At 72.3% G+C, this 6978-nt stretch carries 5 protein-coding genes and 3 tRNA genes; 4 read left to right on the forward strand and 4 right to left on the reverse strand.

The window, feature by feature from the left end:
* Window positions 1-180: 180 nt before the first annotated feature.
* The gene (locus V5O49_RS08090) at window positions 181-1824 is read left to right on the forward strand and encodes an alpha/beta hydrolase domain-containing protein (RefSeq protein ID WP_332901758.1); all 1644 of its coding nucleotides are present in this window, start codon (window positions 181-183) and stop codon (window positions 1822-1824) included.
* A 54-nt stretch (window positions 1825-1878) separates the two neighbouring features.
* Here V5O49_RS08090 and V5O49_RS08095 read toward each other — a convergent pair.
* From V5O49_RS08095 to V5O49_RS08105, 3 genes are all read right to left on the reverse strand, one after another.
* A tRNA-Lys gene (locus tag V5O49_RS08095) sits at window positions 1879-1954 on the reverse strand.
* Window positions 1955-2027: 73 nt separating this feature from the next.
* Window positions 2028-2103, reverse strand: a tRNA-Lys gene (locus tag V5O49_RS08100).
* Between the two features lie 90 nt (window positions 2104-2193).
* Window positions 2194-2490, reverse strand: a complete 297-nt coding sequence (locus tag V5O49_RS08105; protein WP_278237459.1) for a GroES family chaperonin — start codon at window positions 2488-2490, stop codon at window positions 2194-2196.
* Window positions 2491-2668: 178 nt separating this feature from the next.
* On the opposite strand from V5O49_RS08105, the gene bcp reads away from it, so the two are divergent.
* A complete protein-coding gene (bcp, locus tag V5O49_RS08110) occupies window positions 2669-3151 on the forward strand; it encodes a thioredoxin-dependent thiol peroxidase (RefSeq protein WP_332901759.1) in 483 nt (160 codons plus the stop codon).
* Between the two features lie 9 nt (window positions 3152-3160).
* Here the strand turns inward: bcp and V5O49_RS08115 are convergent.
* Window positions 3161-3242, reverse strand: a tRNA-Leu gene (locus V5O49_RS08115).
* A 676-nt stretch (window positions 3243-3918) separates the two neighbouring features.
* Here V5O49_RS08115 and V5O49_RS08120 point away from each other — a divergent pair.
* Together V5O49_RS08120 and V5O49_RS08125 are read left to right on the forward strand one after the other, a co-directional pair.
* Complete coding sequence (locus tag V5O49_RS08120; RefSeq protein WP_332901760.1) at window positions 3919-4176, forward strand: hypothetical protein; 258 nt, start codon at window positions 3919-3921, stop codon at window positions 4174-4176.
* A 174-nt stretch (window positions 4177-4350) separates the two neighbouring features.
* On the forward strand, window positions 4351-6978 hold a 2628-nt coding region (locus tag V5O49_RS08125), incomplete at its 3' end, for a glycosyl hydrolase (RefSeq protein WP_332901761.1).

Consider the following 6978-nt stretch of genomic DNA (forward strand, 5'->3'; position numbering starts at 1 on the left):
GGACCTTGGACGCTGACCGGACAATGCGGTCCTGTTGCCGCCGGGCGACCGTGCGCCGACCACTTCTGGCAGCGACACGCCAGAACTTGTTCAATCGATGGACAAAGTGCTGCACCGCTCCTAGGCTGCCGACGACCGACGAACGGGCCCGCCTGTCGGGCCGTGACGAAGGAGTCATCGATGTCCGTCAGCCGACGACGTGCCGTCGCCGCAGGAACAGGCCTCACCCTGCTGGCGTCCGCACTCTCCCTCCCGGCCGCCTCGGCGGCACCCGACAGCCCGGACCCCGCCGTGACCGGCCCGGTCCCCGCCACGACTGCCGTCGGGGACCCGGCCCACGGGTACCCCTTCCTCGCCACCGACGTCGACCTGGCCGACCACGGCTACGTCGAGCAGGAGTTCTTCCTCTCCGGCGAGGCGACCCGCTACGACGCCGACGGCGCCTCCGACGCCGAGGTGATCAGCACCGGCCACGAGTACCGCACCCGGATGGTCGTGCGGCGCCCCACGGACCCGGGCGCGTTCAACGGCACCGTCATCACCGAGTGGTACAACGTCTCCAACCAGTGGGACCAGGAGGTCGACTGGTTCCAGACCCACGAGCACCTCCTGCGCGAGGGCTACGCCTGGGTCGGCGTCTCGGCGCAGCGGGCCGGGGTCCACTCCGGCACCGGACTGCGGTCGTGGAGCCCCGACCGGTACGGCTCCCTCGACCTGACCGACGGCGGCACGGTCACCGACGACACACTGTCCTGGGACGTCTTCAGCCAGGCCGTCGGAGCCGTCCGCGAGCCCGCCGGCACCGCCCCGCTGGGCCCGCTGGAGGCCGAGACCGTGGTCGCCACCGGCCACTCCCAGTCGGCCGGGCGCCTGTGGTCGTACGTCAACTCCGTCGACCCGGGCGGCGACGTCGTCGACGCGGTCGTGCTGCACGGCGGCGGCGGGCCCCTCCGTGACGCGGTCGAGACCCCGGTGCTCAAGATCAACAGCGAGACCGACGTCGCGATCGACCTGCTGGGCGCGGCCCAGCGCCAGCCGGACAGCGACACGCTGCGCACCTGGGAGGTCGCCGGCGCCTCCCACGGCGACTGGAAGCTCATCACGGACTACGGCCGCCTGCGCATCCGCGACATCGGCACGGCCCCCGGCGGGTACCCGGGCACGCCGCAGACGTGCGACGAGCCGTCCGGCTCCCGCGTCCCGCAGCACATGGTCCAGGGCGCGGCGTACGACCACGTGGCGGACTGGGCGGCCGGTGGGGACGCTCCGCCGTCGGCGCCCGCCATCGACCTCCTCGCGGACGGATCCGTGGACCGCGACGACCTCGGTCTCGGTCGGGGCGGCATCCGGCTGGCCGCGCAGGAGGTCCCGGTGCGGCTGAACTCGGGGCTCAACACCGGCCCCGGCTTCTGCTTCATCGACGGGTCGTCCCGTCCGGTCGACGACGCGACGCTGGCCGCCTGGTACCCGGACGAGGAACAGTACGTCGACGAGGTCGTGGCCGTCACCGGTGCCGCCGTCGAGGCGGGCTACGTCCCAGCGGACGTCGCGGCCGACCCGTCGTGGTACACCGACGTCGCCGAGCTCGTCCAGGACCGGGTGGAGTCCGGCCTCGTCCGCGAGCAGGTCGGCGCACGGATCGTCGACCGGATGCACCGCGCCCTGGAGGCGGCCGACGACGGCGACTGGAACGCCGCGGACCGATGGGTGCGCCAGGCTCACACGTTCGCCGAACGGCAGGTGCGCGACGACCTCGCGTCGGCGTCCGTGGCGCGCTCCACCGCGGCGGTGCGCGGCGTGCTGGCGCTGACCGTCGACGGCTGAGGACGCCACCGAGAACGACGAAGGCCCCCGTCGCCGGTGCGACGGGGGCCTCGTTGGTGCGCCATCAGGGACTCGAACCCCAAACCCGCTGATTAAGAGTCAGCTGCTCTGCCAATTGAGCTAATGGCGCGTCACGTCCGGCACGAGATCCTCGACGCCGACCGCGGTACGACGGTCCGGACACGACGTGACCGGACCGTGCGTGGTGCGCCATCAGGGACTCGAACCCCAAACCCGCTGATTAAGAGTCAGCTGCTCTGCCAATTGAGCTAATGGCGCGTAGCGGTGTGAAACTCTACCAGCACCTCAGCGCGGCGCGGTACCTGGATCCGACCCTCCGGCGTGTGACCTCCGCGACAGCGGTGCAGGTCACAGGTACAGGCCCGTCGCGCCGCTCTCGTCGGACCGCTCGGCGACGGCGTGCACGTCCCGTTCGCGCAGCAGCACGTAGTCGGTCCCGCCGAGCTCGACCTCGGCGCGCTCCTCGGGGTCGTAGAGCACGCGATCGCCGACCTCGACCTGGCGGACGTGCTCGCCCTTGGCGACGACCTTCGCCCACGCCAGCCGCTTCGGCCCCGTGGCCGTGGCCGGGATGACCAGACCGGCCGCGGACTGCCGCTCGGCCGAGTCCACCTCGGGGTCGACCAGGACGCGGTCGTGGAGCATGCGGATCGGCAGCGGCTCGGTGGCCTCGCCGCCCGTCGACGCGGGAGAAGGTGCTGCGGAACTCACGAGGGCCACGCTACGCGAGAACCGCCGTCGTCCCCGCATCGCCCGACCGCTCCCGCACACCCGGTCGGGCTAGGCTGAGCGCGGCCCCGTCCCCGCAGCACCAGGAGCTCCCGTGACCCGTCTCGCCGTCGGCGACACCGCGCCCGACTTCACCCTGCCGACCGCCGACGGGAGCACCGTCTCGCTGGCGACGCTGCGACAGAGCGCCGAGCGGGGCGTGGTCGTCTACTTCTACCCCGCGGCCATGACCCCGGGGTGCACGAAGGAGGCCTGCGACTTCCGCGACTCGCTGGACGCCCTGCAGGGCGCCGGGTACGCCGTCGTCGGCATCTCCCCCGACGAGCCCGAGAAGCTCGCCCGGTTCGTCGAGCGCGACGCGCTGACCTACCCCCTCGCCTCGGACCCGGAGCACGAGGTCCTCGAAGCCTACGGCGCGTGGGGCGAGAAGAAGAACTACGGCCGCACCTACGTCGGGGTGATCCGCTCGACCGTCGTGGTCGGCGCCGACGGCACCGTCGAGCTCGCCCAGTACAACGTCAAGGCGACGGGGCACGTCGCCCGGCTGCGCACCAAGCTCGGGCTCGACGCCGCCTGAGCTCTGATGTGCCGGAGGCGGGACTCGAACCCGCACGCCCTGGGGCACGGCAACCTAAATGCCGCGTGTCTGCCTGTTCCACCACTCCGGCCGGTCGGTCAGTTTAGCGCCCGCCGCGACGGCGTCGATCGCTCGCCGACCTGCGGATGCGTGCTTGCGCCGTACTTGCCGCGCCCCCGTCCGGCGTAGTCCGCGGTCTGACTGTGACAGTTGGGGCACAGAAACCTGAGATTGTCGGATGCGTTGTTGCAGTAGTCGCCGTCGATGTGATCCACGTGGAGCACGAGCGGCCGGCCACGCCACATGCCCTGCTGCTGACAGCACTCGCAGCAGTACGGTCGACCGATCTCGACGAGTGCTCGCCGCAGCTGGGCCGGCTTGGCGCGTCGGCTACCCGGGAGAAGCACCACGAAGATCTGGTGCGGCGCCTTCCGAGTCGGCCGCTTCAGCCCGCCTTGGTTGCGCCGGAAGTGGCTAGTGTCGATCCCGAATCGGCGGATCGTCCGTGCGATGTGCGAATGCGTTCCACCGGCCTGCGGTCGACCCAGGTAGCGCAAGACACCAGCGACGGAGTCGGAGTGGTCCACAGCGTCCTGGAGCAGCTCACGGGTGTACTTCCTCGTACGACTCATGAACGCATGCTTGCGCGCGCCCCTGACAGCCGAACACCAGCACCATCCCGCGACGCGCGGGCCGTCCCGGCGTAGCGTCAGGGGTGACGGGACGCACGCCGCGCGGTCCGTCGGGGTGGTGAAAGGACCGACGCCATGTCCACGCTGAGCGAGTTCCTCAAGGCCCGGATCTCCGAGCTCCTGTCCCACGAGGGCAAGCACCGCGAGGAGCACGGCAACCCGCCGCTGACGCCGGAACGCGAGGCGGAGCTCCGTGAGCTGCACGCCCAGGCCGACCAGTACGAGCAGGGCCTGTTCGGCCCCGGCCAGGCGTCGTGGGTCGAGGGCCTGATGCGCGAACGTGCGGCCGACTTCTCCGACCACCCGGACTATCGCGACGAGTGGCGGCGCTGAACCCCCGGACGAGCCGCGCCCCAGCACACGTGGGTGTCACCGGTTGCACGTGTCACCACACTCCGTATCGTGTGGTGGTATCGCTCCCACGAGCTCGTCCGGAGTCGGCAACGGGGCCGACAGGGGGCTTCCGGACGGAAGCCGTGACGGAGCACATCAACCATGAGGTGACGCATGTCCACACCCTGGAACGACCCCGTACCCGCGCGCCGGACCGCCGCTCTGGCCGCCCTCGCGATCCTGACCGGCGGTCTCGTGGCCACGACCACCCCGGCCCACGCCGACGTCGTCGACGTGGGCGCCGGCAGCTACACGACCGACACCGTCGGCCCGCCACCCCAGGGGTGCGCCGCCGTCGAAGCAGACCCCCGCGCGTTCGTCACGGACGACGCGCCCAGCACCCCGCTGCCCACCAACGACTGGTGGACCTCGCTGGCCTACAAGGTCTTCGACTGCTCGTTCAGCCCACCCCTGCACGCGCACCCGGCGAGCTACCTGCCCACGGCCGGCGGACTGGGCATCTCCTACACCACCGAGGCGACCGTCACCGGTGATCCCGCCGGGATCTCGGAGTACCACTACGAGTACGCCGAGGACCTGCGTGCCGGCGTCGTCGGCCTGGACGCCCCCCACGTGGCCGTCGGGGGCTGGACGGACTGGACGGTCGACCCGGTCTGGGACGACGGCGAGCAGTCGCTGCGCGCCACCATCGGCCACGGGCTGCCGATCTCCTGGTTCGAGGCGACCGGCGGCGACGCCCTGCTGACGCTCGCCGGCTCGCCCGACGTCTGGCTGGACGAGCCGGGCCGCGTCGGCCTGAGCGTCGGCGGCGCCGACTACCTGGCCGTCCTGCCGTCCGACGTGTCCTGGACGACGAGCGGCACGTCGCTGACGGCCCCGGCCGCGACCTTCGCCGTCGCCCTGCTGCCCGACGTCGGACCCGCCGCGCGGGACGACCTCGTCCAGACGTACACCGACGCCGCCCGCTCCCCCGTGACCGGCACCCGGGCCGACTACGCCTACGATGCCGGCGCCGGCGTCGTGCGCACCACGTACCACCTGGAGACCACACCCTGGCCGGGGGCCGACGACGGCGGCACCGTCGCGGCGCTGTACCCGCACCAGAGCGCGTACCTCACCGGGGCGGAGGCCGCCGGGGCGACCTACACCTCGCCGCGTGGCGACATGGCCGTGCTCACCGGGACCGCGCAGTTCACCACGACCACCCCGTACACCGGCGTGCTGACCGAGCTGCCCGCGGTGGCGACGTCGTCGGGCGCCGAGCGCGACCGCCTCGAGGCGCTGCTGGACCAGCTCGGCGACCCCCTGGACCAGCAGAAGGCGGACACCTACTGGACCGGCAAGGCGCTCGGGCGAGCCACCCGCGTCGTGGAGATCGCCGACCAGCTCGGCCGCACGGCTCAGCGGGACGCCGCACTGGCCGACGTCCGCGCGGTGCTGACCGACTGGTTCACCGCCACCGCGGGCAAGACAGAGCAGGTCTTCGCCTACGACGACGGGTGGGGCACGCTCGTCGGGCACCCCGGCTCCTACGGCTCGGACACCGAGCTGAACGACCACCACTTCCACTACGGCTACTACATCGCGGCCGCCGCGACCCTGGCCCGGTTCGACCCGCAGTGGGCGGCCGACTACGGCGAGATGGTGGACCTGCTGATCCGGGACGCCAACGGGTACGACCGCGACGAGACCCGGTTCCCCTACCTGCGCGACTTCGACGTCTACGCCGGGCACGACTGGGCCTCGGGGCACGGCGCCTTCGCGGCGGGCAACAACCAGGAGTCGAGCTCGGAGGGCATGAACTTCGCCGGCGCCCTGGTCCAGTGGGGCGAGGCCACCGGGGACAACGCGGTGCGCGACGCCGGGGTGTACCTCTACGCGACGCAGGCCGCGGCGATCCAGCGGTACTGGTTCGACGTCGACGGCGCGGCCTACCCCGAGAGCTTCGGGCACCCCGTGGTCGGCATGGTCTGGGGCGACGGCGGGTCGTACGCCACGTGGTTCAGCGCCGAAGCGGAGAAGATCCAGGGCATCAACACCCTGCCGATCACCGGCTCCCACCTCTATCTCGGGACCTCGCCCGCCACGGTGCGTGCCGCGTACGACCATCTGGAGCAGGTCAACGGCGGCCCCCCGACCGTCTGGCAGGACATCCTGTGGCAGTACCTCGCGCTCGGCGACGCCGACCGCGCCCTGTCGCTGCTGGAGTCGACGTCCTTCACCCCCGAGGAAGGTGAGACGCCCGCGCACACGTACCACTGGATCGCCAACCTGGCGGCGCTGGGGACTCTCGCGACGGACACCCGCGCCGACGACCCGCTGGCCGCGGCGTTCGACGGCGACCAGGGACGCACGTACGTCGCCTCCAACGTCACCGCCGCCGACCGGACGGTGACGTTCTCCGACGGCGCCGTCGTCGACGTCCCGGCCGGCCAGGTGGTGGCCACGGGAGCGCACACCTTCGCCGGCGGCGACGCCACCGGTGGCCCGACGCCGAGCCCGACCCCGGAGCCGACGCCGGAGCCCTCCGAGGAACCGTCGCCGACGCCGGACCCGACTCCGGAGCCCAGCCCCGAGCCCAGCGAGGATCCGGGCGCCGGGCCGGTGCGCTACCTCGGCGACGACGGCTCCCTACCCGCACAGGCCGGACCCGAGGGCACCGTCCAGCTCACCTCCGCCGGCGGCCAGAACCACGACGGCACCCCGCACCAGCCCGCCGTCTTCGAGGCCACCGGACTCACCGGCACCCACACCGGCCAGACGACCGCGTTCTCCTTCGCC

The sequence above is a fragment of the Isoptericola haloaureus genome, from assembly GCF_036689775.1.
GTDB lineage: Bacteria > Actinomycetota > Actinomycetes > Actinomycetales > Cellulomonadaceae > Isoptericola > Isoptericola haloaureus.

What these genes read in the sequence shown, in the direction of transcription:
- V5O49_RS08090 (WP_332901758.1), top strand. Translation starts at nt 181, where the DNA reads ATGTCCGTCAGCCGACGACGTGCCGTCGCCGCAGGAACAGGCCTCACC.
- V5O49_RS08105 (WP_278237459.1), bottom strand. Translation starts at nt 2,490, where the DNA reads ATGCTCCACGACCGCGTCCTGGTCGACCCCGAGGTGGACTCGGCCGAG.
- V5O49_RS08120 (WP_332901760.1), top strand. Translation starts at nt 3,919, where the DNA reads ATGTCCACGCTGAGCGAGTTCCTCAAGGCCCGGATCTCCGAGCTCCTG.